This window comes from Actinoalloteichus sp. AHMU CJ021, from assembly GCF_002895405.1.
GTDB classification, from domain to species: domain Bacteria; phylum Actinomycetota; class Actinomycetes; order Mycobacteriales; family Pseudonocardiaceae; genus Actinoalloteichus_B; species Actinoalloteichus_B caeruleus.
Genome location: NZ_CP025990.1, coordinates 5,222,943 through 5,248,100 on the forward strand (window position 1 = coordinate 5,222,943; position 25,158 = coordinate 5,248,100).

The following is a 25,158-nucleotide window of genomic DNA, read 5'->3' on the forward strand; positions in this document are numbered from 1 at the left end:
TCCTACAGTGGGAGTGCGATCATGGCCCAGCTCTCTCCTCAGCTCAAGCAGGCCACTCCGGTGCGAGCCGTCCGAGGTTCCGGGGTGTACCTCTACGACGCGGAGGACCGGACCTACCTGGACTTCACCTCCGGAATCGGCGTTGTCAACACCGGGCACTGCCACCCCCGGGTGGTCGAGGCCGCGCAGCGCCAGGTCGGGAAGCTCATCCACGGCCAGTACACGACGGTGCTGCACGAACCGCTGCTCGAACTCACCGAACGGCTCGGCGAGGTCCTCCCTGCGGGGCTGGACTCGGTCTTCTACCTCAACTCCGGGAGCGAGGCCGTCGAGGCCTCGGTACGCCTGGCACGGCACGTGACGGGCCGGCAGAACATCGTGGTCTTCCAGGGCGGGTTCCACGGGAGGACGATGGGAGCGGCGGCCCTCACGACCGCCGGGACCAAGTTCCGCGCCGGCCTGGGCCCGCTGATGCCGGGGGCGGCCGTCTCGCCCTACCCCTTCGCCTACCGCTACGGCTGGTCGGAGGAGCAGGCGGTGGAGTTCGCCCTCCGCGAGCTGGACTACCTGCTCCGGACCGTCAGCGCACCCGCGGACACCGCCGCCTTCATGGTCGAACCGGTCCTCGGCGAAGGCGGCTACGTGCCGGCCCCGGCGGGGTTCCTGGCCGGACTGCGCCAGCGGGCCGACGAACACGGTGTCCTGCTCATCCTCGACGAGGTCCAGACGGGCTTCGGCCGCACCGGCCGGTTCTGGGGCCACGAGCACCACGGCGGGGTCCGCGCGGACATCCTCATCACCGCGAAAGGCCTCGCCAGCGGCTTCCCGCTCTCGGCCATCGCCGCGCCGGCGGAACTGATGAGCCAGGCGTGGCCGGGCTCGCAGGGGGGCACCTACGGCGGCAACGCGGTCGCCTGCGCCGCCGCGATCGCCACCCTGGAGGTGATCCGGAGCGAGGCCCTCGTCGAGAACGCCGAGGAGATGGGACGCCGGCTGCTGGAGGGGACCAGGAAGATCGCGGTCGACCACGCCACCATCGGCGACGTCCGGGGCCTCGGCCTCATGATCGGTGTCGAGTTCACCGGCGCCGACGGCGAGCCCCGGCCCGACCTGGCGCAGCGGGCGCACAAGGAGGCCGCGGACCGGGGACTGCTCCTCCTCACCTGCGGCGCCCACGGCAACACGGTACGGATGATCCCGCCGCTGGTCGTCAACGCCGAGCAGGTGGACGACGCCCTCACCCGGTGGCAGGAGGCGGTCCAGGCGGCCACCTCCTGAGGTGTCCACACCGGATGGCCGCCGGTGAAGTCCCGAGTGTCCACGGAATTGATCCAAACCGGTGTGGCCCATGACACCGCTCGGTATTGTCGCGACTACGACGCGAGAGGGTTCCAGTTCGTGAGGATGTGAGTGCGGTGGTGTGGTCTGCGCGGCGTCCGGCGGGGTCCGGCGAGCTTCCGGTGGACCAGCGGACCCCACCCGCTCAACCCGCTCGGCCGGGGCGAGGTGGGGCACGGTGACCGGACCGGCGACGCCGGTCACCTCCCCACGTCCCGCTCGCCGGCTCCGACGCCGCCGATCGCGTGGGGCGTTCAGCGGGTGGCACACCACACCGGGACGCCTGTCGCTCATCGCCGTGGGCCTCGTCGTCGCCAGTGTCCTCGCCGGCCTGGTCGGGGCGATCGGGGCGCACCGCAAGGCGGTGGCGCTCGACGAACTCGTCACGAGGAGCGAGCCCCTCAGCGTCGCCGCCCAGGACCTCTACGCGGCGCTCTCCGACGCGGACGCGACGGCGGCGACCTCGTTCCTCACCGGCGGCACGGAGCCGGCCGAGGTGCGTGACCGGTACTCGCTGAACATCGCCCGGGCGGCCGCGGCCCTCACCCGGGCGGCGCACGGCGTGGACGCGGCCGGAGCGGACGCCGCTCCGGTGACCCGCCTGGCCGCCCAGTTACCGATCTACGCCGGCCTGGTCGAGACGGCACGGGCGAACCACCGCCAGGGGAACCCGGTCGGAGCCGCCTACCTCCGGTTGGCCTCGGGTGGGCTGATGCAACAGGACATGCTGCCCGAGGCCCGGGAGCTGTACCAGGGGGAGTCGGCGGCGGTCTCGGCCGACCGGGAACGCGCCGCCGCGCCACCGGTGGCGGAGGTGACGTCCGGACTGGTGCTCCTGGCCGGGCTCGTCGGTGCCCAGCTGTACCTCCACCGCCGGACGCGGCGGGTGTTCAACATCGGGCTCGTCGGCGCGACCCTGGCCGCCGTCGCCTGGCTGGGGTGGTTGGTGCTGTCCCACCTCAGTGTGGCCGGGCACCTGGAGGACAGCAGGGTGCACGGCTCCGACCAGGTCAACGTGCTGGCCAGCGCCCGGATCGCCGCCCTGGAGGCACGGACCGGGGAGACCCTCGTCCTCGTCGCCCAGGGGACGGGGCAGGAGTACGAGGAGGACTTCGACACCGCCTTCGCCCACCTGTTGGGTGAGGACGGGAACAGCGGCTTGTTGGGGCGGGCCAGGGAGATGGCCACGGACGACCGGGTGCGGCACTCCGTCGAGGAGGCGACGAGGGCGGCGCGTTCCTGGCTGCGGGGCTACGGGGTCGCCCGGGACCACGACCGGCGCGGCGAGTACGACGAGGCGGTGGCGGTGACGGTGGGCCACGGCACCACCTCGGGGGACGGGACCGGCGGGACCGGGGCGGACTTCGGCAGCGTCGAACGCGGCCTCCATGACGCCGTCGAGGTGACCCGCGACGAGTTCGCCGTCCGCGCCGCCCAGGCGCAGTCCCTGCTCCCCGGCCAGGTCCCCGCCGCACTCGTGCTCGCCGCGCTCGTCGCCACGGGATCCGCCGTCGGGATCGGACAGCGGGTGAGGGAGTACCGATGACCAGGAGACGCGTTCTCGCGATCGCGGCGGTGGCCGGGCTGCTCACCTCCTGCGCGGCCACCCCGTCCGCGCTGCCCTCCCCACCCGCCTCCGTCGAGGCGCCGGTTCCCGTCGGGGCCAGCCAGGTCACGAGCCTGCCACCGGCGCCCGAGATCGACACGGACTGCGATCCCACCCGGAGCTTCCGGCCCACCCCCGTCCTCCCGGCGCCGGGCCAGATGCCGCCCGGGTCCACCATGGCGCGCATCGTGGAGGACGGGTTCCTGCGTGCCGGCGTCGACCAGACGACCAACCTGATGGGCTACCGCGACCCGGCGACCAACCGCATCGACGGCTTCGACATCGAGATGGTGCGGGAGATCGCCAGAGCGCTGTTCGGAACGGACGACGTCGACGACCGCATCAAGTGGGTGACCATCACCTCCGACCAGCGGACCAAGGTGCTCGTCGAGCCGGAGGAGGGTAGCGAGGAAGCGGACCAGCCCCAGGTCGACATCGTCGTCCGCACCATGACGGCGACCTGCGAACGGTGGCAGGAGGTGCTGTTCTCCACCACCTACCTCCTCGCCCGGCAGCGGATCGTCGTACCGCAGGACAACGAGGACATCACCGGCAAGGAGGACCTGGCGGGGCACCGGGTCTGCTCGGCCACCGCGTCCACCTCGCTGCGCCGACTGGTGGAACTGCGGGACGGACCGCTGGTCACCGCCGTGCCGCACTGGTCCGACTGCCTGGTGATGCTGCAACGACAGCAGGTGGACGCGGTGTCCACCGACGACACCATCCTGGCCGGGATGGTGGCCCAGGACCCGAACCTGAAGGTCGTGGGCGAGCCCTTCTCGTCCGAGCCCTACGGGATGGCGTTCAACCGCGAGGCGGAGGACTTCGTCCGCTTCGCGAACGGAGTGTTGGAGCGGATGCGGGCCGACGGCACCTGGCAGCGCCTGTACGACGACTGGCTCGCCGGCCCCCTCGGACGGGTCTCCCCACCTCCCGAGCCCCGGTACCGGGACTGACCGTGCCCACCCCAGGAGGTCGTGCGATGCCTCTTCCCCGTGAGACCGGCCCAGCCAGCGGTCGGTGGTTCCACCGCAACCCGGCCGGCCACCGCCGGTGGAGCCACCGATGACGCCCGCGCTCACCGGCGATTGCCCCAGACCGGGGTGCGGCGGCCGGGTTCGGGAGGGCTACTGCGACCGTTGCGGGCACGCCACCGCGACATCGGGGGACCAGCGGACCTCCCTCACCGGCCGGTTGACGCCCGTCGAGGACGTCCCCGAACGGGGAGACCGCCCCTCCCGGGTGTCCGCCCGGCTGGACGCCGTGGAGCCCGCGCCACCCCGGCCACCCCTGGGCAGGGGGGCGGAGCGCTCCGCGCCGGCGGGGGGAGCGCGACCGGCACCGCCCGGTCAGGCCGGGGTGAGCCGGGTACCACCCGCGGCGGTGGGAGCCGCGCCACCCGCCGAGAACACACCCGCACCGCAGGTACCCGAACCCCCGCGAGCGGCCCCCCAGGGGGCATCCGCCCGGCCCGGTGACTCGGCGAAGGGCGTGGACCGCACGGTGCTCACCGCCCTCGCGGGAACCCCCGAACGGACGGGGCGCGGGACACGACCGACGCCGGCCGGGCAAGGCCCGGCGGCCGGCTCCGACCGGACCTCCACCCGCACCAGCGGACGCGGGCTGCTGGGCGGTGGCCTCGTCGAGGTACCCCAGGTGCCGCCGCGTGACCCCAGCGCGGCCGTCCTCCTCGACCCGGAGGTGCCCGAGTCCGGCAGGTTCTGCAGCGACAGCCGGTGCGAGAAGCCGGTGGGCCGAGGCAGGGGCGGCCGGCCGGGGCGGACCGAGGGGTACTGCCCGCACTGCGGGGCCCGGTTCTCCTTCACCCCCAAACTCGCGCGGGGCGACGTGGTCGCCGGCCAGTACGAGGTCCTCGGCCCGATCGCCCGTGGGGGCTTCGGCTGGGTGTACCTGGCCAGGGACCGCAACGTCAACGGCAGGTGGGTGGCGCTCAAGGGCCTGCTGAACAGCGAGGGCGCCGACGCGATGGAGTCCCAGCTCAACGAACAGCGCTCACTCTCCGAGGTCCAGCACCCCAACATCGTGCACATCCTCAACGTCGTGCGGCACCCGCCCCCGGCTCCGACCGGTGCGGGGGAGACCTCCGGTTACATCGTCATGGAGTACGTGGACGGCCCCTCCCTGCGGGAACTCCTCGACCAGCGGCGATCCGCCCAGGGGCGGTCCGCCACGCTCCCCCTGGAACAGGCGATCGCCTACGTGCTGGAGATCCTGCCCGCCCTCGGCTACCTCCATGACCACGGGTGGGTCTACTGCGACCTGAAACCCGACAACGTCATCCACACCCCCGACCAGGTCAAACTCATCGACATGGGCGGGGCGCTTCGCCTGGACCAGCGCTACGAGGCCTTCTACGGCACGGTCGGGTACCAGGCCCCGGAGATCGCCCGGCTCGGCCCCTCCGTGGAGTCCGACCTCTACACCGTCGGTCGGCTGCTGGCTGTGCTGTCCTTCCCGTTCCCCGGCTACAACCAGGAACACCGGGAGAGCCTCCCGGACCCCGGAACCGTTCCCCTGCTCGTGGAGTTCGAGTCCTTCGACCGCCTCCTCCGCCGTGCCTGCCACCCCGACCGGACGCGGCGGTTCCGCGACGCCGGGGAGATGGCCGAGCAACTGCGCGCCGTGTTGCGCGAGGTGCTGGCGCTCCGGGGGCGACAGCCCCCACCAGGGCGCTCGTCGCTCTTCACCCACGAACGCGGGGTCATCGGCGGCGACCGGGGCCGGGACATCGCGCTGACGACGACCCCACCCGAGCCCGCCGAGGTCACCCGCCTCCTCCCGGTGACGCTGGTCGACCCCGACGACCCGGCGGCCGGCTTCCTCGCCGGCGTCCGGGACGCCACTCCCGCGCAGCTGCGCGCGGCGCCGGTGTGGACGGCGGAGGTCGGGCTGCGCCTCGTGCGGGCGCACCTGGAGGAGGGCGATCCCGACGGGGCCCGGCGAGAGCTCGGCGAGCTGACCGGTCTCGCCGACCAGGACTGGCGGCCGTCCTGGTACGAGGGCGTGGCCGCGCTGCTCGCCGGGCGCACCGGCGAGGCCCGAGACCACTTCGACCGGGTGTACGCGCGCGTACCGGGCGAGACGGCCCCCAAGCTCGCCCTCGCGCTCGCCGACGAGGCGGACGGGGCCATCCAGCAGGCCGAACGTCGCTACCGGCAGGTTTGGAAAGGGGACCACACCTATGTCAGCGCCGCCTTCGGCCTGGCCCGGGTACTGCTCGTCCAGCACGACTACCCCCGGGCGGTCGCCGTGCTGGAGTCCGTCCCGGAAACCTCCAGCCAGTACCTGGGTGCGCGGGTCGCGGCTGTCAGCGCCCGCGTCGGCGGGCGATCGCCGCACCAGGTGCGGTCGGAGGACCTCATGGCGGCGGCCGAGCGCCTGGCCACCCTCCCCCTGGACACCGAACGGCGCCTCAGACTGGTCGTCACCGTCCTGCTGGCCGCCCGCGCGTGGTGGGCGACCCAGCCGGCCGGCGCCCCGCGTCCGGGACCGATCTTCGGGCGGGAGTTCCGGGACCACTCCCTGCGGCTCGGACTGGAGGAGGCCTACCGCGGTCTGGCCAGGACCATCGACGACCGGGCGGAACGCATCGCCCTGGTGGACCTGGCCAACGCCGTGCGACCGAGAACTCTCGTGTGACCACCCCCGCCGAGCGCGATGACGAGGCAGGATGACGACCCTCGGCCGCCCGGTGCGGCGCCACACGACAGACCAGCAGAAGGGAGGCCGGGCCGCTGACTCGGTGCCCGTGCCGAGGCCCGCCCGCACACCCGATGAACGAACAGCTTTCACTGCGACCCGCCCGCGACGGCCTGGGCCCGCACTGCCCGCGGTGCGACTCGCCAGGGGAGCCGGGCGACCGGTTCTGCGAGGCCTGCGGAGCGGACCTCGTCGTCCAGGAGGCCCAGGCAGCGCTCTGCCCCGACTGCGGGGCGGAGGTGGAGGTGACGACCACCCACGTCGACACCGCCGGCCAGTGCGCCGCCTGCGCCCGCCGCACCCTGGCGGCGCCCCCGGACCGGATGGAACTGGACCTGGGGACCGTCGTCGGCGTGAGCGACCGGGGCCTGCGGCACCGCCGCAACGAGGACGCCCTGGCGCTGCGGGTGCTGTGCGGCACCGACGACGAGCCGCTCGCGGCCGTGGCGGTGGTGTGCGACGGCGTGTCGTCCTCGTCCACCCCGGAGGACGCGTCCAGGACCGCCGCCTACACCGCGGCGGAACTCCTCGCCGAAGCCGCGCGGGACGACCTGGACGCGATGACGGCGACGCGGAGCGCCGTGCGTTCGGCCGTCGAGGCGGTCAGCGCCCTCCGCGTCGGTGACGACCCGGAACCGCCGTCCTGCACCTACGTCTCCGCCGTCGTCACGCCCAGCGAGGTGACCGTCGGCTGGATCGGCGACAGCCGCGCCTACTGGCTCGCCGCTCCCGAACCCACCGGCCAGCCCTCCGGCACGCCCTCCTCCCGGTTGACCACGGACCACTCCTGGGCGCAGCAGATGGTCGACCTGGGGCAGCTCAGCGAGGAGGAGGCGCAGGCGGACCGCCGGGCCAACGCGCTCTGCCGGTGGGTGGGAGCGGACTGCGACGGCCGGCCCCCCAACCTCGCGGCGATCCGCCCGACCGCCCCCGGCTGGGTGCTGCTGTGCAGCGACGGCATGTGGCACTACCTCAGGGAGGCCGACGACCTGGCCCGGCTGGTGGCCGTCTTCGACGACCCCCTGGACGCCGCCCGGGCGCTGACCAGGCTGGCCCTCGACGGCGGCGGCCACGACAACATCACGGTGGCGCTCGTCCCGTTCCCGCTTCGCGAGACCACGAGCCCACGCGGCTGAGAGGGGGTTCGATGGTGCGGCAGGTCAGCTTCACGCTGGAGGTCGACCACAACCGTTTCGTGTCGGAGCGCGCGTCCGAGGCGCACCTGGCGATCACGGTGACCGGCCACCACCCCGTCAGGGAGGACGGAGAACCGGGCGAGCCACCGGACGGCGGCACCCGTGCGTCGGAAGAGGGGACGCTCTCCGAGGTCCTGCTGGTCGACTGCTCCTCCTCGATGCGCTTCCCCGCGACCACGATGCCCGAGACCAGGCGCGCGGCCGTCGCAGCCGTGGACCTGCTGCCCGAGGGCGCGAGGTTCGCGGTCGTCGCCGGGACGACCACCGCCAGGGTCGTGTACCCGGAGACCGGTGGGCTCGCCGTCAGCAGCGCGCGGACCCGGCGGGAGGCCGCCACCGCGATCGGTGGGCTGACGCCCGACGGGGGCACCGCGATGGGCAGGTGGTTGCGGGCGGCCAACGACCTCTTCGCCGACCTCCCGGGCCCTCGCCACGCCATCCTCCTCACCGACGGCCTCAACCAGGGCGAGTCCCTGCGGGAACTGGCGGCCGCGTTGGAGGAGTGCCGGGGGCGGTTCGTCTGCGACTGCCGTGGGGTCGGCACCGGCTGGCGGGTGGACGAACTGCGGTCCATCACCACCGCGCTCCTGGGCACGGTCGACATCGTGGCCGATCCCGAGGACCTGGCCGCCGACTTCCGCTCGACCGTGGCGGCCGCCGTCGCCCGGGTGCAACCAGCCGTGGCCCTGCGGGTGTGGACACCGGAGCTGACCCGGCCGCGGTTCCTCCGGCAGGTGCACCCGGAGGTGCGCTCCCTCGAAGGCGTTCAAGTCCCGGGCGCGCCGCAGGACCTCGACCACCCCACCGGCAGCTGGGGCGCGGAGAGCCGCACGTACCACCTCTGCGTGGAGATCCCGCCGCTGCGGGTCGGGGAGGAGGTGCTCGTCGCCCGCCTCACCGTCGTCCAGGAGGACGGCGGTCCTCCCCTCGGCGCGCCCGTGCTGGTCACGGTGACCGGGAGCGCCGATGTCGACCGGGTGGCCCGCGTCGACCCGGTGCTGGCCCATTACACCGGCCAGACCGACCTCGCGGAGGCCGTCCGCACCGGACTGGACGCCCGCCGCCGTGGGGACACCGAACTGGCCACCGCCATGCTCCAGCGAGCGGTGGCACTGGCCACCGAGTCCGGTCACGAGGAGACCGCCGAGCTGCTCGCCGAGGTGGTGGAGGTCGTGGACGAGAGGAGCGGGACCATCCGGCTGCGCGCGCGGGTCGCCCGCGAGGCCGAGATGGCCCTCGACGCGCGGTCGACCAGGACCCTCCGGCTGGGACGCCCGCGATGACCTCGACCGCGGCATCCCGGACCACGTGCGCCGTCCGGCGGGCGGCGTGAACCCGGCCGGACGTGCCGGCGACCCCGAGCGCGTCGTGGACGGGGCGGGATGCTCCTCACCGGAGCGTGCCGCGCGGGAGCGGCGGTCCCCGGGCACCGCCCTCGCACCGGAACCCGGCCTCGGTCCGCCCACCGCGTGCCGGACCGGGACCGACGCCGCGGTGGGGGCGGCGTGCCCCCGGTGCGGCTGTCCGAGGGTGGGCCGGTTCTGCGAGGAGTGCGGACACGACTGCGAGGGGCCGGCCGGGGGCCGCGCGGACGGCTCAGGGCCGCTGGCTGGTGGGCCTCGCAACTGGGTGGCGCTCGTCACCGTCGACCCCCGGTACTTCGCCGGTGTCCTGGCGGAGGCGGGCAGTGCCGGTGAGCGGTTGCGGCTCCCCTCGGAGCGCCCCCGACGGCGCTACCCGCTCGCCGGCGACCGGGTGCGGATCGGCCGCGCCAGCCGGTCCGCACCCGAACCACCCGCGATCGACCTGGGCGTCCCACCCGAGGACCCGGGCGTCTCCCGGGAACACGCGGTGCTGCTTCGCGGGGCGGAGGGCGGCTGGTCGGTGGTGGACCTCGACTCGGCGAACGGCACGATGCTGGACAGCGGTCTGGTGCTCCGGCCGCACGTCCCACACCCGATAGGGGAGGGGACCCGGGTGCACCTGGGAGCCTGGACGACGATCGAACTGAGAACGTGGTGAGGCACCTGGCAAGATCATCAACGCGTCGGGCGCCGTGGGGGTTCCGCACCGGCGCGGGCGGAGCGCGTCCTATCGTGTCAGGGGTACTCGGTGATCTCGGCGGGGCGCCGCGCCGGGCGGACACCTCGGCCTGATCGATACCGGTGGAGAGGACAACTTCGGTGGACTCCGTCATTGACGTCGGCAGCGGCTTCCTGGACTGGTTGTACGGGATGTTCGGCGTCAACCTCCTGCCCGGTGACTGGGTGTGGTCCGCGATGATCACCGGTGTCGGCATGAGCCTGCTCGTCACGGCCGGTGCCGCCTTCGTCGCCCTGCTCCGCAAGGGGATCGGCAACCGCTACACAGCCCCCGTCGTCCTGGTGCTGGTCACCGTCGGGGTGGGCACCAGCTTCCTCCTGCCCTACGTGCTGGCCACCTCGAACGTGCGGCTGGTCCATCCCGCCTCCAGCAGCTTCTTCGGCCTGTCCGGGACGGTCTCGGAGGAGGTGTTCGGCCCGGACCAGGCGTTGTGGACCCGGGCACTGGCGATCCTCGTCCTGGTCCTGCTGCCCCTGCTGCTGCTCGGCCTGGTCGCCTGGCAGGGCAGGCTGGCCGCGCGACGCGGACCGGCGTGGCCCGGTCGGATGTTCTGGATGCCCTTCCTCCTGCTGGTGTTGCTGCTCGGCGGCGAACCCGCCGGAGTGGTGGCCAGCCTCTGGATCGGTTCCCTGCCCGCCGCGGTGGCCGGTGTCATCGTGGTCGCACTGCTCGGCTCCCCACCCCGCGCCGTCATCGAGCGCTCCGAACGGTCCCGCGACTGGGACCACGACCGGGACGGCGCCCGGGACCGGCGGGACCTCGACCCCGACGACCGCTACGCGGCGCAGGCCCTCGCGGGGCGGGAGGCGGAGGAGGCCCGCCAGATCCAGGCCCGCCAGCAGGAACTCGACCAGCGGGAGCGCGCTCAGCAGCTGCGGCAGCGGGAGCTGGACCAGCGGGAACGGGAGGTTCGGCTGGCCGCGATGAACCCGCAGCCATCCCAGTCCTCCCAGTACCCCGCCACCCAGGTCGACTCGCGGGCCGCTGAGGGCTCCGGCACGGGCGAGCAGCCCGCGCCCGAGCGGGCCTCGGGGTCCTCCGAGCTGGCCAACACGCCCGGTCCGCTGCCCTTCCCGGTGGCCGGGGCGGTGGCGGCGACGCCAGGGGCGGGGGACACCGCGCAGGCCACCGAGGTCGCGCCCGCGCTGTTCGGCGCCGGGCACGGCGCCAGCAGGAGCCAGGGACGGTTCCAGCGCATCCGGCAGCTCGGCAAGGGCGGGTTCGGATCCGTCTGGTTGGCGATGGACACCAGCCTGAACCGGATGGTGGCCGTGAAGATCGCCCACGCGCCCGATGCCGAGGGCGAGGAGCGGATGATCCGGGAGGCGCGGGCCCTCGCCGCCGTGCGGCATCCCAACTGCGTCCGGATCTACGACATCGTCAACGACCTCGGCGACGGCAGCGACGGTCTTGCCCTCGTCATGGAGTACCTCGAGGGTGACGCGCTCTCCGACGTCGTCCGCGAGAACACCCTCGACGACGTGGCCGCGGCGCGGCTCTGGGCCAGCATGGCCGAGGCCTTGGGGGCGGCGCACGAGAAGGGGTTGCTGCACCGCGACATCAAGCCGGCGAACATCCTGGTCGACCAGGCGGGCGTCGCGCACCTCATCGACTTCGGCATCGCCCGCAGCAGCGGCGACAGCAGCCTCACCGCCACCGGGATGATGGTGGGCACTCCCGACTACATCGCCCCCGAGGTGGCGCGCGGCGGGGACGCCACCCCCGCCTCCGACGCCTGGCAGTTGGCCGCCACGGTCAGCTACGCGCTCACCGCGAACCCGCCCAGGGGCTACCGGGAGAACGCGATGGCCTCCCTCATGGCGGCCGCGCACGACCCGGAACTGGTGCACCTGCCCGAGCACAGCGTGCATCGGCAGCTGCTCCTCGCCGCGCTGGACCAGGACCCGGCGCGGCGTCCCCCGCTCCCGGTGATCGTCCGCGAACTCGGCGGGTGGCTCGGACGGGCCGGGCTGAGCAACGAGGGACCGGTGACCCGGCGCATCACCCCGGACGACCCCGACCGCACCCAGGTGCACCGGCCCGGCCACACCGAGGCGGGTCGGGCGCCGGCGAGTGGCCAGCACCCGCCGTTCCCCCCGCCGGGAGGGCAGCACCAGTCCGGCAACCAGCCGCCGCCCCCGCAGCAACCCCCGGGGCAGCAACCCCCGGGGCAGCCACCGTTCCCCGGTCAGCAGCAGTCCCGGCCGTTCCCACCGCCCGGCCACCGGCAGCCGCCGCCCACCCGGCACCAGCCGCCGCCCCCGCCCCCCGGTCAGCAGCCCGGCCGAGGCGGCACCCGTCGGATGAACCTGGACGACGAGAACTGGGGCTGAGCGCCGCCCCTGGCAGGCCCGCCAGTCGCCACCGGCGACTGCCACCCCCGGAACCCGTCGCGAGCAGGACGGGGGCGGTGCGGTCAGCGCTCGAGGACGGCCGGGCGGTCGGGGTGGTCGACCCGGACGACGACGTCGGCCACCTCCCGAGGAGCGACCTCGCGCTCGTACCGGTCGAACGCCGGCAGGGTCCAGCCGCGCTCGGCGGTGGTGCGGCGGCGCAACGCCGGCTCGGAGAGCCACAGGTGCACGGCGAGATCCCACGGCAGGCCGTGACCGAGCAGCAGCCCACCGCTGACCAGCAGCACGGTGCCCTCGTCGACCCGGACCCGGCTCGCCCGGGCCGAACGGTCCGAGGCGGCGTCCCAGAGGCGGGGCAGCGCGCGGCCGTCACCGTCCGGTCCCAACGGGGTGAGCACCTCCCGCCGCAGCGCCCCCACGTCCGTCCAGTCCTCGTAGTAGGCGTCGGGGTTGGTGCGCCCCCGTTCCAGCCGGAGGGCGGCGGGACGCGGGAAGTCGTCCGCGCTGACCGCGAAGACCTCCCGCCCCCTCCGGCGGAGCCGGCCGACCAGCGCCGTCGCGAGGTCGCCCGGCTCCGCCGCCGGCGCCCCGTCCACCACGACCCGGGGTCGGGGCGAGGTCGGCAGCCCGGCGATCCGCTCGGCGATCCGTTCGGCCAGCCGGTCCGGGCTGAGCGGTGTCATGCGCATGGTCCGACCTCGCCGAGGTGACCAGGCGCGGCGGTCGGTCGGGCACGGCCCTGGCGCCCTCCGTCCCGCCGCCGGCTGCCCGGGTGGGCGAGGACGTGGTCACGCCGGGAGCAGCAGCAGCTTCCCACTGGTCCGCCTCGCCTCCAGGTCCTCGTGCGCCGCGCGCGCGTCGCGGAGCGGGTAGCGGCCTCCGATCCGCAGATCGAGCCGCCCCGAGGTGATCAGGTCGAACAGCTCCCTCGCCCGCCACTCCAGTTCCGCCCGGTCGGCGATGTGGTGGGCCAGGGTGGGCCTGGTGACGAACAGGCTGCCACCCGAGTTCAACCGTTGGAGGTCGAACGGGGGGACCTGCCCGCTCGAACCGCCGAAGAGCACCAGCATCCCCCGGGGCCGCAGGCTGGCCAGGCTCGCGTCGAAGGTGTCCCTCCCGACCCCGTCGTAGACGACGTCGACGCCGGCGCCGTCGGTGAGCCGTCGAACCTCCTCGGCCACGTCGGCGTCGGTGTAGCGGATGATCTCGTCGGCTCCCGCGGTCCTGGCGAGGTGTTCCTTCTCATCCGTCGACACGGTGCCCAGGACACGGGCCCCCCGGGCCTTGGCGAGCTGGACGAGGAGCAGACCCACCCCGCCGGCCGCCGCGTGGACGAGGACGGTGTCGCCGTGCCCCACCGGTCTGGTGGAGGCGACCAGGTAGTGGGCGGTCATCCCCTGGAGGGGCATCGCGGCGGCCTGCTCGTCGCTGACAGCGTCGGGGACGAGCACCGCCCCGTCGGCCGGCACCGCGACGCGCTCGGCGTAGCTACCCGAGGTCTGCGCCCAGGCGACGCGGTCCCCGGGGGAGAAGCGGGTCACGCCGGAGCCCACCGCCGCCACCGTGCCAGCCCCTTCCAGGCCGGGCACGAAGGGGACCTCCATCCGGTACACCCCGGAGCGCTGGTAGGTGTCGATGAAGTTCACGCCCGCCGCTCCGAGCTCGACGAGCACCTCGCCGGGTGCTGGTTCGGGATCGGGCAGCTCCACCGGGGCCAGTACCTCGGGGCCGCCGGTCTCCCTCACCTGGATCGCCCGCATGTCGTCTCCTCCCGCTGGGGTGTTCGTCGGTTCGCGTGGCCCTCATTGGATCATCGTGGTGGCGGTGTCACCCGCCCAGCGCCACCCGGCGGGCCAGGCCCAGGGGGAGCGCGCCGGAGCCGGCGATCGTGTCGTGGAAGGCCTTCAGGTCGCCCCGGCCGGCGGCCAGGTAGTCGGCCCGGATGTCCTCGATCTCCAGGCAACCCGTCAGGTAGGAGGGAGCCTGCGTCGGCCACGAGCAGTAGCGCGAGACCTCACCCACCGCCGTGTCCTCGGTGAGGGAGGCCTTGGTGCTCATGAACTCCCTGGCCTGCTCGACGGTCATGTCACCGGCGTGCAGGGCGGTGTCCACGACGATGCGGGCCGCCCGGAACAACCGCGCCTCCAGGTGCCCGAGTTCGTGGGCGGGGTTGGTGAAGTACCCCTGCTCGCGCATCATCGTCTCGACGTAGAGCGCCCAGCCCTCGCTGAAGTACGAGGTGCGGAACGTCTTTCTGACCCGACGGGGGTTGCCGGCCATCCAGGAGAGGTGCCAGTGGTGACCGGGGTAGGCCTCGTGCACGGCGATGGTGGGCATCTGTGCCCGGGCGTTGGTCTGGAGGCGCTGGATGATCTGCTCCTCCGAGTACCCGTCCGGGGTGTGGGGGACGAAGAAGTGGCCGGTGCGGGAGTCCGTCAGCGGCGGTGGGGACATGTAGGAGGCGACGGAGAGGATCGCCCGCTGGAAGGCCGGCGCGGGGACCACCTCGCAGTGCTCCCCCTCGGCGAAGGTGACCAGGTCCCGTTCGGCGACGAACCGCCGGGCGCGGGCGGTCTCGGCCGCGTACTCGTCCCGCATCGCCTCGAGGGTCGGGGGGTAGTCCTGCTGGAGCCTGGTCATCACGGCGTGCCAGTCCTCCGACCCGCCGGGGACGCTCCGGGCCAGTTCGCGCATCTCCTCGTCGAGCGCCGCGTAGGCGGCCTTGCCCCGCTCGTGCAGTTCGGCTGCCCCGTACCCGAGGAGCTCCTTCTCGACGAGCAACCGGGAGTAGCGGTCCTCGCCCAGCCGCCAGTCGCCGTTGGCCCGTCGCCCGAACTCCTCGAGGAAGTCGACGACCGCGTCGAAGGCGGCCGCCGCCGGTTCGGCGGCGGTGGCGACCTTGTCACGCAGGCCGGGGTCGGAGACCAGGCCGGGCAGGGTCCCGGTGACGAACGACCGACCTGTCCGCGCCTGCCGCAGGCCGCGTTCCACGAGCAGTGGGGCGGCCAGGTCCGAGTCGAGGTTCAGCCGGCAGGCGGTGAGCACCGCCGGGACCTCGGCGAGCTTGCGGATGGTGTGCTCGACGAGCTCCGGTTCCGGCAGGAGCTTCTGGAGGAACGGGTAGAACAGCCCGCGGAAGACGGGGCCGACGTAGACGGCGGGGTCGCGGCGCCAGGCCGGCCACTCCTCCTCGACGCGGGCGCCCCGCAGGACGGCGAGCACCAGGTCGCGGTCGATCCGCGACTCGTGGTCGAGTCCGTTGTCGACCACGGACTCGAAGGTGCGCAACCAGTCCGCGTTGCCCGAGCGCGTGGCCACCAGTGCCGACTCGGAGTAGTCACCGAGGGTGTGGAGGTGCTCGACCGAGCCGAGCAGGCCGGCGTGCACCGGGTTGCGGTCGTAGTACCAGGCCAGGTAGTCGTCGAGGACGGTGGTGAAGGAGGGAGTCGCGGTCACGCCAGCACGATAGTCGTTTGTCTTGCTAACAACCAGGGGAGTGGGCCCCACGGCACCGATATCCAGCGACACGTGGGTTTTCCCGCCCGCCGCGAACTCCTAGGGTGGGGGCATGAGTGAGGACACCACGCACCCTCCCGTGCGGGGCGCCGACCAGAAGGCGTTGCGCCGTTTCGTCCGCCGGCATGACGGAGCGGCACGGGCCGTCATCAGCCCGCTCGGCCGCCCCGGTGCGCGGATCTGCCTGGTGGGCGGGGACGGGGCGCTCGGTGACCTCGTGGTGCGCGACGACGAGACCGCCCGGCGGCTGTGCGCCTCGGTTCCCGGTGTCGAGATCAGCGACTGGGACCAGCCCACCGTGGCGGCGCTGGCGATCGGGCCGGAGCACCGGCGCCGGATGGCCGGTCCCCGCGCTCGCGGCCGGTGAGGCGGCCCGGTTCCTCCTCCGGCGGCCGGGTGGTGCTGGTGACCTGCGCCGAGCTTCCCGGAGGGGACGCTGACGACGCCGAGCTGGTGACGGCCCTGGGTGAGGTCGGTGTCTCGGCCCGCTGGGCGGCCTGGGGCTTCGAGGCGACCGACGACGAGGCGGTCGTGCTCCGGTCGCCCTGGGACTACACCTGGCGGCGGGCCGAGTTCCTGGAATGGTGCTCCTCGGTTCCCACCCTGCTCAACCCCGTCCGGGCGGTGCGGTGGAACACCGACAAGCGCTACCTGGTGGAGTTGTCGCACGCCGGGCTCCCGGTGGTACCCACCCAGCTGGTGGCACCCGGGGAGCCAGCGGACTGGCCGGGCGGGGAGGTCGTCGTCAAGCCCTCGGTGGGGGCCGGCGCCCGGGGCGCCGGACGGTTCGGTCCCGAGGAGCGCTCGGCGGCACAGGCCTGGCTCGCCGAACTGCACGCCAGCGGCGCGACCGCCGTCGTGCAGCCCTACCAGCACGAGGTGGACCGCCGGGGCGAGTACGCGTTGGTGTTCCTCGGTGGCCAGTACTCGCACGCCTTCGCCAAACCCGCCCTGCTCACCGGGCCCGCCGCCAGGGACGCCGGGCTGTCGGTGGACGAACAGGGGCTGACGCCGGCAGCGCCGACGGGCAGGTGGCGACGGGTCGCCGAGGACTGCGTCGACCTGGCAGCCGACCTCCTGGGCATGTCCAGATCGGACCTGCTCTACGCCCGGGTCGACCTCGTCGGGGGAGACGGGGGTGACCCGGTGTTGTTGGAGCTGGAGGTCACCGAACCCACCCTGGGGTTCGGCGCGGCCGATCCCGCCGCCGTCGCCCGCTTCGCCTCCGCCGTGCGCAACCGGGTCCGGTGAGGACCGAGGCCGGCGGCCGTGGCGGGACCCGGCACCAGCCACCACTGGCGTCGCTCCACCGGGCGGGGCGCGGGTGCCCCCACCGCGGTCGGCTCAGGGCATCGCGGCCCGCAGCCGCAGCAGACTGGGGTCGCTGATGGGTTCGTCGAGGTCGCCGCAGAACGCCGCGACGGCCCGGGTCCTCGGGTCGGCCACCAGTAACGTCCTGATGCGCCGCCAGGAGATCAGGTTCGGGTGGTCGAACTCCTCGCACGCCTCGGCGGGGGTGAGCAGCTCGATCGCCTGGTCGAGGTCCGCCAGCTCCAGGGGGTAGCTCCCGCTGCCGGAGACGTGCCCGCAGACGGTGGCCAGCACCACCGCGGCCAGCTGGTGGGTACCGACGTTCACCACCGGGAAGTCGACGTCGTCCCAGATCGACACGCCCACGCCGAACGCGGCTGGCGCCGTCCAGCCGGGAATGGCCGCTTCCATCCGTTCCCGTGCGCTCCGGACCTCGTCCGGAGTGCTCCAGCGCTCTGTCATCGTCGGCTCCCGTGAGTGCGGCCCGTGGCGGACCGGTGCGGTGATCGGCCCGCCTGATTGATCGATCGAGAGTCAGCAGCTACCGTACTTTCAGTGGTCAGTGAAACCAACCGGCAGAGGCTGATGCCATGACCGACAGAGGTAGCTACTCGACACCGAGCGCCAACTGGATCGAGCAGGTCGCAGCATTCTACGTCGAGGAGGGGATGCCCCTGATCGCCGGCCGCATCCTGGGGTACCTCCTCATCTGCGACCCGCCCGAGCGGACGGCCGCCGAACTCTCCGCCGCCCTCGACGCGAGCAGCGGTTCGGTCAGCACCAACATCCGGCTGTTGGTCCGGGCCGGCGTCGTGAGCAAGACGACCCGGCGGGGCAAGGAGGCCGCCCTCTACCGGGTGGAGGAGAGCCGGTGGCCGGACTTCGTGCAGGGCCGCTTCGACCGCGTGCGCGGCGCGCGGGACCTCACGGCGGCGGGACTGCGGCTGCTGTCCGGCGACTCGGAACGCGCCGCCCGGCTCCGAACGGTCAACCAGTTCTACGAGTGGCTCGCCGACCAGCTCCCCGAGCTGTGGGAGCAGTGGTCGAGGGACCGCCCCCGCCGACGCTGACCGCGCCCGCCGCCCCGTGCTCAGTCGGAGCTTCCCGCGCCGACCGGCTCCCGGGGAGTGGCGGCCGAGCCGTCCGAGGCCCGCCCTCGGGTGGAGAAGGGGACCGGCGCGCGGCCCCGGTCACGCAGGGTGGTCCAGAACCACGCGACGACCACCACCGTCGCGCCGGCGCCCAGCACGTGCAGCGCCACCAGCACCTCGGGAACGCCCGTCCAGTACTGGACCATCCCGACCGTCCCCTGGGCGAGTACGACGCCCACCACCCACCAGAACCCGCGCCACATCCGCGCCGGCGCCGAGACCGCCCGCATCGTGAACCCGAGGGCGATGAGCATGCCCAGGAAGAGGAACAGGAACTCGGCGTGGACCTGCGCCAGGTTGGCGACCGGCAGCTCCAGGCGAGGCGTGTCGATGTCCCCCGAGTGCGGTCCGGCCGCCGTGACGAGCGTGCCGGTGACCAGCAGCCCCGCCAGGACGATGTTCATCGTGAGCACCAGTCCGCGCACCGCGCCGGGCACGAGCGGACGTTCCTCCTGGTCGCCCTCGGTGCTCGCCCGCACCAGGAGCACCGCCAGCCAGACCAGCAACGAGGATCCGAGGAAGTGCAGGGCGACCGTCCACCACCGCAGCTCCATCAGCACCGTGATGCCGCCCATGATCCCCTGCGCCAGGGTGCCGAGCGGCATCGCCAGCGCGAGCAGCACCAGTCGACGCCGCCGAGGGCGGGTGATCAGAGCCAGGAACAGGCAGGCCAGCGAGACGAAGCCCACCACGCCGGTCAGCAACCGGTTGCCGAACTCGATCCACTGGTTGAGGGTGTCGTACTCGGGGTGCGCGACGGGGACGAGACTTCCGGGGAAGCAGTTCGGCCAGGTGGGGCAGCCCAGCCCCGACCCGGTGACCCTCACCACCGAACCGGTGACCGCGATCCCCGCGTGGGTCACCACGGCGGCGATCGCGAACGCGCGCATCAGCCGGGGACTCGGCGAGGAGAAGCGGTCCAGGAAACGGACGAGAAAGGCGGGAAGCGACACGCCGCAATGCTAGGCCGGGCCCCGCTCAGGTCAGTCGGGTGGTACGCACTGCCGAGACGCCCGCCACTGTCGCCCAACCGAGCAGCACCACCAACGGCGCCCACCCGGGGAAGGCACCCTCGCGCAGCACCGACTCCATCCCCTCGGCCAGCGCCGACGACGGGAGCAGGCGCACCACGGCGGCCAACCCGTCGGGAAGGCTGTCCACCGGGAGGACCACTCCTCCCGCGAGGAGCAGCACGAACCACACCGCGTTGGCGATCGCCAGCACCGCCTCGGCCCGCAGCGCCCCGCCGACCAGCACGCCAAGCGCGCCGAACGCGGCCACCCCGAGCAGGAGCAGGCACACGCCGCCGGCGACGCCCGCCAGGGAGGGCGTCCACCCCAGGAAGGCGGCCACCACGCCGAGCAGCAGCAGCTGGACCGCGACGATCGCCAGGTTGGCGAGCACCCGGGCGGCCACCAGCGACCACCGGGGCAGCGCGGTCGCCGCCAGGCGTTTGAGCACGCCGTAGCGGCGGTCGAACCCGAGCATGATGGCCTGCCCGGTGAAGGCGGTGGAGATCACCGCGAGCGCGAACACGCGGGGGGCCACCGAGTCCACCCTCGGCTCGTCGATGGGCAGCAGCGGGAGGGTGCTCAGGCCGATGAGCAGCGCCATCGGGATGATCATCGTGAGCAGGAGCTGCTCGGCGTGGCGCAGGTTGAGCAGCAGCTCGGTCCTGGCCTGGGTGAACAGCATCCGCGACACGCGCCCGCGCCCGGGTGACGGGGTGAACGTGCCCGGCGCGAAACGGGACTCCGGCGAGAGCACGTCGGTCACGAGCGGAGCTCCCGTCCGGTCAGTTCGAGGAAGACGTCTTCCAGGCTCCTGGTCGCCACCCGCATGTCCTGGGCGTAGGCCTCGTGGCGCGCGCACCACGCCGTCACGGTGGAGGCCACCTGGGGTGTGATCGTCCCGCGCACCACGTAGGTGCCGGGTCGGGGTTCGCTGACCACGCACCCGGCGGGCAGCGCGCCGGCCAGCACGTCGGTGTCCAGACCGGGGCGGGTGCGGAACCGCAGCTGCTGGTCGTCGGTCGCGGTCAGCTCGGACGGGCTGCCCCGCGCGACCACGGCGCCGTGGTCGACGATCACGACCTGGTCCGCCAGCTCCTCGGCCTCGTCCATCAGGTGGGTCGTCAGCAGCACGCTGACGCCGTCCGCCCGCAGGGCCGCGACGAGTTCCCACACGAGCAGCCTGCTCTGCGGGTCCATCCCGGCCGTTGGCTCGTCGAGGAACACCAGTTCCGGGCGTCCGACGAGGGCGCAGGCCAGGGAAAGGCGCTGCTTCTGGCCACCCGAGAGCCGCTTGTAGCGGGTTCGGCGGGCGCCCTCGAGCCCGAGCACCCGCAACAGCCAGTCGACGTCCAGCGGGGCGGCGGCGCAGGCGGCGACCAGCCGCAGCATCTCCTCCGCCCCGACGCCCGGGTAGGCGCCACCGCCCTGCGGCATGATGCCGACCCTCGGGCGCAGGCGGGGGGCGTCGGCGACCGGGTCGAGCCCCAGGACGCGCACCGATCCGCCGTCCGGGCGGAGGAAACCCTCGCAGATCTCGACGGTGGTCGTCTTGCCCGCGCCGTTGGGGCCGAGCAGCGCGAGCACCTGACCCCGGGGAAGAGTGAGGTCGAGCCCGTTCACCGCTACCGTCGTCCGGTAACGCTTCACCAGGCCCCGGACCTGGACAGCGGGTTCGTCGGCGGTGGGGCTCACGACGGTTGAGCCTAACCGCAGGGTCATCGGCCGGGCGGCGCCGGGTGGAACAGCCGCTCAGCCTTCGGGATGCGGCCGCGCACCAGCAGCAGCGGCAGGATGAGGGTGACCAGTGCGGCCAGGATGGCGAATTGCGGCACGTACAGGCGGTGGTCGAACGCCGACCCCGGCGGGAACACCGCGCAGGCCACCAGGGCCGACAGCCAGGTCGCGGAGAGCCGGAACCGCAGCCGGGTGCTGGACGCGGCCAGCGGGAGAGCGGCCCACAGCAGGTACCAGGGGTGGAGGACGGGGCCGAGCAGCATGACCGCGCCCAGCCCGGCGCCGAGCCCGACCATCGGTTCCATCCTGCCCCGGAAGGACACCCACAGCAGGCGGCCGCAGACACCGGCGGCGGCGGCGTACCCGAGCGCCCTGGCCAGGGCCAGGATGGCGTCGGTGTGGTTGCCGAGTCCGAGCAGGATGCCGAGGCCGGCACTGGTCTGGCTCACCGCGGTGACCGGGGAGAGCCAGCTGCGGACCATCCCGGGGGTGCTCAGCGCCTCGATCCAGCCGAAGCCCAGGCCGCTGCCCAGCGACGCGGCCACCACCACGGTCGCGAACACCGCCAGCATCCAGGCCGCGGTGCGCAGCAGGTCGCTGATCCGGCCACCGGCCCGGCGGGCCAGCGCGGCGCCGAGGAACCCGAGCGCGAGCGCGGCGGGGAGCTTGACCATGGCGGCGGTGGCCACGATGACGGTGCCGAGCAGGGCGGACCGGGCCAGCGCGAGTTCGAACCCGGCGAGCATCAGACCGATCGCGAGCGCCTCGTTGTGGATGCCGCTGACCAGGTGGAACAGGACGAGCGGGTTGGCGGCCCCCAGCCACAGCGCGTAGGTGGGCTGGACGCCGCACCGCCGCGCGAGGCGGGGCAGCGCCCAGACGATCATGGCGAACCCCGCGAGGGCGAGCACCCGGTGCAGCAGGATCCCGGGGATGACGTTGTCGCCGCCCACGATCATCGTGATGCCGCGGGACAGGATGAGGAAGAGCGGCTGGTAGGGGGCCGGGGTCTCGCGCCAGATGTTGGTGACGCCCCGGGTCAGCGGGTCGTCCACCCCGAGGGCGTCGGCCGGTCCCAGTTCGTAGGGGTTCATGCCCCGCACGGCGATCTCGCTCTGCGCGAGGTAGCTGTAGACGTCCCGGCTGAACATCGGTGGGGCCACGACGAAGGGCAGCGCCCACATCACCATGGTGCGGTCCATCTGGGAACGGGAGATCAGCCTCCGCCGGCGTGGGGCGGCCAGTCTGCCCAGCCACAGCCAGGCGAGCACCACCATCAACATCCCGGTGAAGGTGCAGGCCAACGCGACGGTGGGCATCCGGGTCATCAGGCCGAGCACACGGACGCCGGGGAGCGGGTTGATCACCGGGGCGGCCCCGGCGCCGAGCGCCCCGACACCCATCAGCAGTGCTCCGACGGTGCCGAAGCGCCGGACGACGTCGAGTTGGCGTCGTTCGGCGTCGTTCAGGGGCTCCGGGTCCGTCAGCGGCTCGGCGCGGGTCGCGGTGGGGGTGGTGGTGCGGGCGCCCGCACCACCCCGGTCCGGGTGCCGATCCGGCCTGGTGTGATCTTCGTCTTCGGTCGGCTGGCCCCCGACCGTCTCGCCCGCCGCCACGAGACGGAAGAGTATCTGCCGGCCCCGGGCCCCGGTGCCGGTACGGCCCCGATCGGGTATTTTGCCCGGTTGACCAGCCGAGACGGTGTTCCGCCCCGCCGGGGACCGCGGAGGGCGACCAGCCGTGGGCGTGATGTGGATCACGTGATCGCCGTGAGGTTTTGCGTGTCCGGGGGAAATACGTAACCTGTGTGTTGTGAAATTGGCGGGACAGGCCACCGAGGGGTGCGGTGACGCGGAGGGCGACCAGCTCGCCTCCGAGGCGCCGCAACCCATCGACGGTCGGGCCCGCCAGTCGGTGGCGCGGGTCCTGCTGGAGCAGGGGCCGCGCACCGCCGCGGCGATCGCCGAGCAGCTCGGCGTCAGCGCGGTCGCGGTGCGACGACACCTCGACGCGCTGCTCGCCGAGGGCCACGCCTCCAGCCGGGAGGCGCCCAGGCCCGCCGGCTCACGCCGTCGTGGCCGCCCGGCCCGGCTGTTCCAGCTCACCGAGCGGGGACGGGCGCAGTTCGGGCACGCCTACGACGACCTGGCGGTCGCCGCGCTGCGCTTCCTCGCCGAACAGGGCGGGGAACGGGCGGTCCGGCTGTTCGCGGAGCGCCGTGTCGCGGCGCTCGTCGAACGGCACCGGGACGCGGTTGTCGCCGAACCGGACGTCGCGGCGAGGGCGGAGGCGCTGGCCGCGGCGCTGAGCAGGGAGGGCTACTCTTCCTCGACCCGCCGGGTCGGGACAGGGGAGCAGCTCTGCCAGCACCACTGCCCCGTGGCGCACGTCGCCGCGGAGTTCCCGCAGCTGTGCGAGGCGGAGACCGCGGTGTTCGCCGACCTGCTCGGAACCCACGTGCAGCGCCTCGCCACGATCGCCAGGGGTGACGCGGCCTGCACGACCCACGTGCCGGTCAACCCCACCCCGGGCGACCGGAACGACGATCGACAATGACCGCGAGCTCGCCCGTCCGGGCGAGGCGCGGAACCCGAACAGTGATCCGGCGCGTTCGGCGCGTCCGGGCATGACAGCCCCGATCCGGGACGGAGGGGAATCCGTATGACTGCCGCTGCCGAGCAGCGCACACCCACCACGCAGACGGAGCCGCTGAGCCAGGAGGAGACCCTGGCGACTCTGGGCAACTACGAGTACGGCTGGGCCGACTCCGACGTGGCGGGTGCCAGCGCGCGGCGTGGCCTGAACGAGGACGTCGTTCGGGACATCTCCGCCAAGAAGAACGAGCCGGACTGGATGCTGGAGACCCGGCTGAAAGCGCTGCGGCTCTTCGAGCGCAAGCCGATGCCGAACTGGGGAGCCGACCTCTCCGGCATCGACTTCGACACCATCAAGTACTTCGTGCGCTCCACCGAGCAGCAGGCCACCAGCTGGGAGGACCTGCCCGAGGACATCAAGAACACCTACGACAAGCTGGGCATCCCCGAGGCGGAGAAGCAGCGGCTGGTCGCGGGTGTCGCCGCGCAGTACGAGTCCGAGGTCGTCTACCACAAGATCCGGGAGGACCTGGAGGCCCAGGGCGTCCTCTTCCTGGACACCGACACCGGCCTGCGGGAGCACCCCGAGCTGTTCCGCGAGTACTTCGGCTCCGTCATCCCGGCGGGCGACAACAAGTTCTCCGCGCTGAACACCTCCGTGTGGTCCGGCGGCTCCTTCATCTACGTGCCCAAGGGCGTCCAGGTCGACATCCCGCTCCAGGCCTACTTCCGGATCAACACGGAGAACATGGGCCAGTTCGAGCGGACGTTGATCATCGTCGACGAGGACGCCTACGTCCACTACGTCGAGGGCTGCACCGCGCCGATCTACAAGTCCGACTCGCTGCACTCGGCGGTCGTCGAGATCATCGTGAAGAAGGGCGCCCGCTGCCGGTACACGACCATCCAGAACTGGTCGAACAACGTCTACAACCTGGTCACCAAGCGCGCCAAGGCCGAAGAGGGCGCGACCATGGAGTGGGTCGACGGCAACATCGGCTCCAAGGTGACCATGAAGTACCCGTCGGTCTTCCTGATGGGGGAGCACGCCAAGGGCGAGGTGCTGTCCATCGCCTTCGCCGGTGAGGGCCAGCACCAGGACGCCGGCGCGAAGATGGAGCACCTCGCGCCGCACACCTCGTCCACCATCGTCTCCAAGTCGGTGGCCCGGGGCGGCGGGCGGACCTCCTACCGGGGTCTGGTGAAGGTCGCCAAGCGCGCCCACCACTCCAAGTCCACCGTGAAGTGCGACGCGCTGCTCGTGGACACCATCAGCCGGTCCGACACCTACCCCTACGTCGACGTGCGTGAGGACGACGTCGTCATGGGGCACGAGGCGACCGTGTCCAAGGTCAGCGACGACCAGTTGTTCTACCTGATGTCGCGTGGGCTGACCGAGGACGAGGCCATGGCGATGATCGTGCGCGGCTTCGTGGAGCCGATCGCCCGCGAGCTGCCCATGGAGTACGCCCTCGAACTGAACCGACTGATCGAGCTGCAGATGGAAGGGGCCGTCGGCTGA

General features: G+C 73.1%; 21 protein-coding genes. 13 read left to right on the plus strand and 8 right to left on the minus strand.

Annotation, left to right across the window (positions count from 1 at the left end; genetic code table 11):
- Nucleotides 1–21 precede the first annotated feature (21 nt).
- The 8 genes from C1701_RS22205 to C1701_RS27795 all read left to right on the plus strand — a co-directional run bounded on the left by C1701_RS22205 (nt 22) and on the right by C1701_RS27795 (nt 12,296).
- The gene (locus C1701_RS22205) at nt 22–1,278 is read left to right on the plus strand and encodes an aspartate aminotransferase family protein (protein WP_026418794.1); all 1,257 of its coding nucleotides are present in this window, start codon (nt 22–24) and stop codon (nt 1,276–1,278) included.
- 238 nt (nt 1,279–1,516) lie between these two features.
- Nucleotides 1,517–2,884, plus strand: a complete 1,368-nt coding sequence (locus C1701_RS22210) for a hypothetical protein (protein ID WP_051313941.1) — start codon at nt 1,517–1,519, stop codon at nt 2,882–2,884.
- Entirely contained in the window at nt 2,881–3,900 is a 1,020-nt protein-coding gene (locus C1701_RS22215) for a glutamate ABC transporter substrate-binding protein (RefSeq protein WP_103056541.1), read from the plus strand. Before C1701_RS22210 ends, C1701_RS22215 begins: the two co-directional genes overlap by 4 nt.
- 109 nt (nt 3,901–4,009) lie before the next feature.
- Complete coding sequence (locus C1701_RS22220; RefSeq protein WP_103056542.1) at nt 4,010–6,604, plus strand: serine/threonine-protein kinase; 2,595 nt, start codon at nt 4,010–4,012, stop codon at nt 6,602–6,604.
- A 134-nt stretch (nt 6,605–6,738) separates the two neighbouring features.
- Entirely contained in the window at nt 6,739–7,800 is a 1,062-nt protein-coding gene (locus C1701_RS22225; protein WP_051313942.1) for a protein phosphatase 2C domain-containing protein, read from the plus strand.
- Nucleotides 7,801–7,811: 11 nt separating this feature from the next.
- Nucleotides 7,812–9,143, plus strand: coding sequence for a vWA domain-containing protein (locus tag C1701_RS22230; RefSeq protein ID WP_035292039.1), 1,332 nt, complete (start codon nt 7,812–7,814; stop codon nt 9,141–9,143).
- Between the two features lie 346 nt (nt 9,144–9,489).
- Nucleotides 9,490–9,882, plus strand: a complete 393-nt coding sequence (locus C1701_RS27790) for an FHA domain-containing protein (protein WP_162147301.1) — start codon at nt 9,490–9,492, stop codon at nt 9,880–9,882.
- Between the two features lie 161 nt (nt 9,883–10,043).
- Nucleotides 10,044–12,296: a serine/threonine-protein kinase gene (locus C1701_RS27795; RefSeq protein WP_337661881.1), complete on the plus strand. Its 2,253-nt coding sequence runs from the start codon at nt 10,044–10,046 to the stop codon at nt 12,294–12,296.
- An 83-nt stretch (nt 12,297–12,379) separates the two neighbouring features.
- On the opposite strand, the gene C1701_RS22245 is transcribed toward C1701_RS27795, so the two are convergent.
- From C1701_RS22245 to C1701_RS22255, 3 genes are all read right to left on the minus strand, one after another.
- On the minus strand, nt 12,380–13,006 hold the full coding sequence (locus C1701_RS22245; protein WP_103056544.1) for a uridine kinase: 627 nt from the start codon (nt 13,004–13,006) through the stop codon (nt 12,380–12,382).
- A gap of 99 nt (nt 13,007–13,105) precedes the next feature.
- On the minus strand, nt 13,106–14,077 hold the full coding sequence (locus C1701_RS22250) for a quinone oxidoreductase family protein (RefSeq protein ID WP_026418799.1): 972 nt from the start codon (nt 14,075–14,077) through the stop codon (nt 13,106–13,108).
- Nucleotides 14,078–14,144: 67 nt separating this feature from the next.
- Nucleotides 14,145–15,773: a DUF885 domain-containing protein gene (locus tag C1701_RS22255; RefSeq protein ID WP_026418800.1), complete on the minus strand. Its 1,629-nt coding sequence runs from the start codon at nt 15,771–15,773 to the stop codon at nt 14,145–14,147.
- 112 nt (nt 15,774–15,885) lie between these two features.
- Between C1701_RS22255 and C1701_RS22260 the strand changes: the two genes are divergently transcribed.
- Both C1701_RS22260 and C1701_RS22265 read left to right on the plus strand, forming a co-directional pair.
- Nucleotides 15,886–16,200, plus strand: a complete 315-nt coding sequence (locus C1701_RS22260) for a hypothetical protein (protein ID WP_026418801.1) — start codon at nt 15,886–15,888, stop codon at nt 16,198–16,200.
- Entirely contained in the window at nt 16,197–17,084 is an 888-nt protein-coding gene (locus tag C1701_RS22265; protein ID WP_103056545.1) for an ATP-grasp domain-containing protein, read from the plus strand. Before C1701_RS22260 ends, C1701_RS22265 begins: the two co-directional genes overlap by 4 nt.
- Nucleotides 17,085–17,177: 93 nt before the next feature.
- Here the strand turns inward: C1701_RS22265 and C1701_RS22270 are convergent, their stop codons facing one another.
- The gene (locus C1701_RS22270) at nt 17,178–17,606 is read right to left on the minus strand and encodes a hypothetical protein (RefSeq protein ID WP_026418803.1); all 429 of its coding nucleotides are present in this window, start codon (nt 17,604–17,606) and stop codon (nt 17,178–17,180) included.
- Nucleotides 17,607–17,734: 128 nt separating this feature from the next.
- Between C1701_RS22270 and C1701_RS22275 the strand changes: the two genes are divergently transcribed.
- Nucleotides 17,735–18,214 (plus strand): GbsR/MarR family transcriptional regulator, encoded by a 480-nt coding sequence (locus C1701_RS22275; protein WP_026418804.1) that lies wholly within the window; start codon nt 17,735–17,737, stop codon nt 18,212–18,214.
- 20 nt (nt 18,215–18,234) lie between these two features.
- On the opposite strand, the gene C1701_RS22280 is transcribed toward C1701_RS22275, so the two are convergent.
- From C1701_RS22280 to mptB, 4 genes are read right to left on the minus strand one after another with little or no spacing between them, the layout of a single operon-like run.
- Nucleotides 18,235–19,248 carry a COX15/CtaA family protein gene (locus tag C1701_RS22280; RefSeq protein WP_103056546.1) on the minus strand — a complete coding sequence of 338 codons (1,014 nt, stop codon included), beginning with the start codon at nt 19,246–19,248 and terminating at the stop codon, nt 18,235–18,237.
- A 25-nt stretch (nt 19,249–19,273) separates the two neighbouring features.
- Complete coding sequence (locus tag C1701_RS22285; protein WP_026418806.1) at nt 19,274–20,071, minus strand: ABC transporter permease; 798 nt, start codon at nt 20,069–20,071, stop codon at nt 19,274–19,276.
- Nucleotides 20,068–21,000, minus strand: a complete 933-nt coding sequence (locus C1701_RS22290; RefSeq protein ID WP_026418807.1) for an ABC transporter ATP-binding protein — start codon at nt 20,998–21,000, stop codon at nt 20,068–20,070. The genes C1701_RS22285 and C1701_RS22290 overlap by 4 nt, the downstream gene beginning before the upstream one ends.
- Before the next feature lie 23 nt (nt 21,001–21,023).
- Nucleotides 21,024–22,658 (minus strand): polyprenol phosphomannose-dependent alpha 1,6 mannosyltransferase MptB, encoded by a 1,635-nt coding sequence (gene mptB, locus C1701_RS22295; RefSeq protein ID WP_026418808.1) that lies wholly within the window; start codon nt 22,656–22,658, stop codon nt 21,024–21,026.
- A 202-nt stretch (nt 22,659–22,860) separates the two neighbouring features.
- Here mptB and C1701_RS22300 point away from each other — a divergent pair, with 202 nt between their 5' ends.
- Complete coding sequence (locus tag C1701_RS22300; RefSeq protein WP_026418809.1) at nt 22,861–23,598, plus strand: helix-turn-helix transcriptional regulator; 738 nt, start codon at nt 22,861–22,863, stop codon at nt 23,596–23,598.
- 105 nt (nt 23,599–23,703) lie between these two features.
- Nucleotides 23,704–25,158 carry a Fe-S cluster assembly protein SufB gene (sufB, locus tag C1701_RS22305; protein ID WP_026418810.1) on the plus strand — a complete coding sequence of 485 codons (1,455 nt, stop codon included), beginning with the start codon at nt 23,704–23,706 and terminating at the stop codon, nt 25,156–25,158.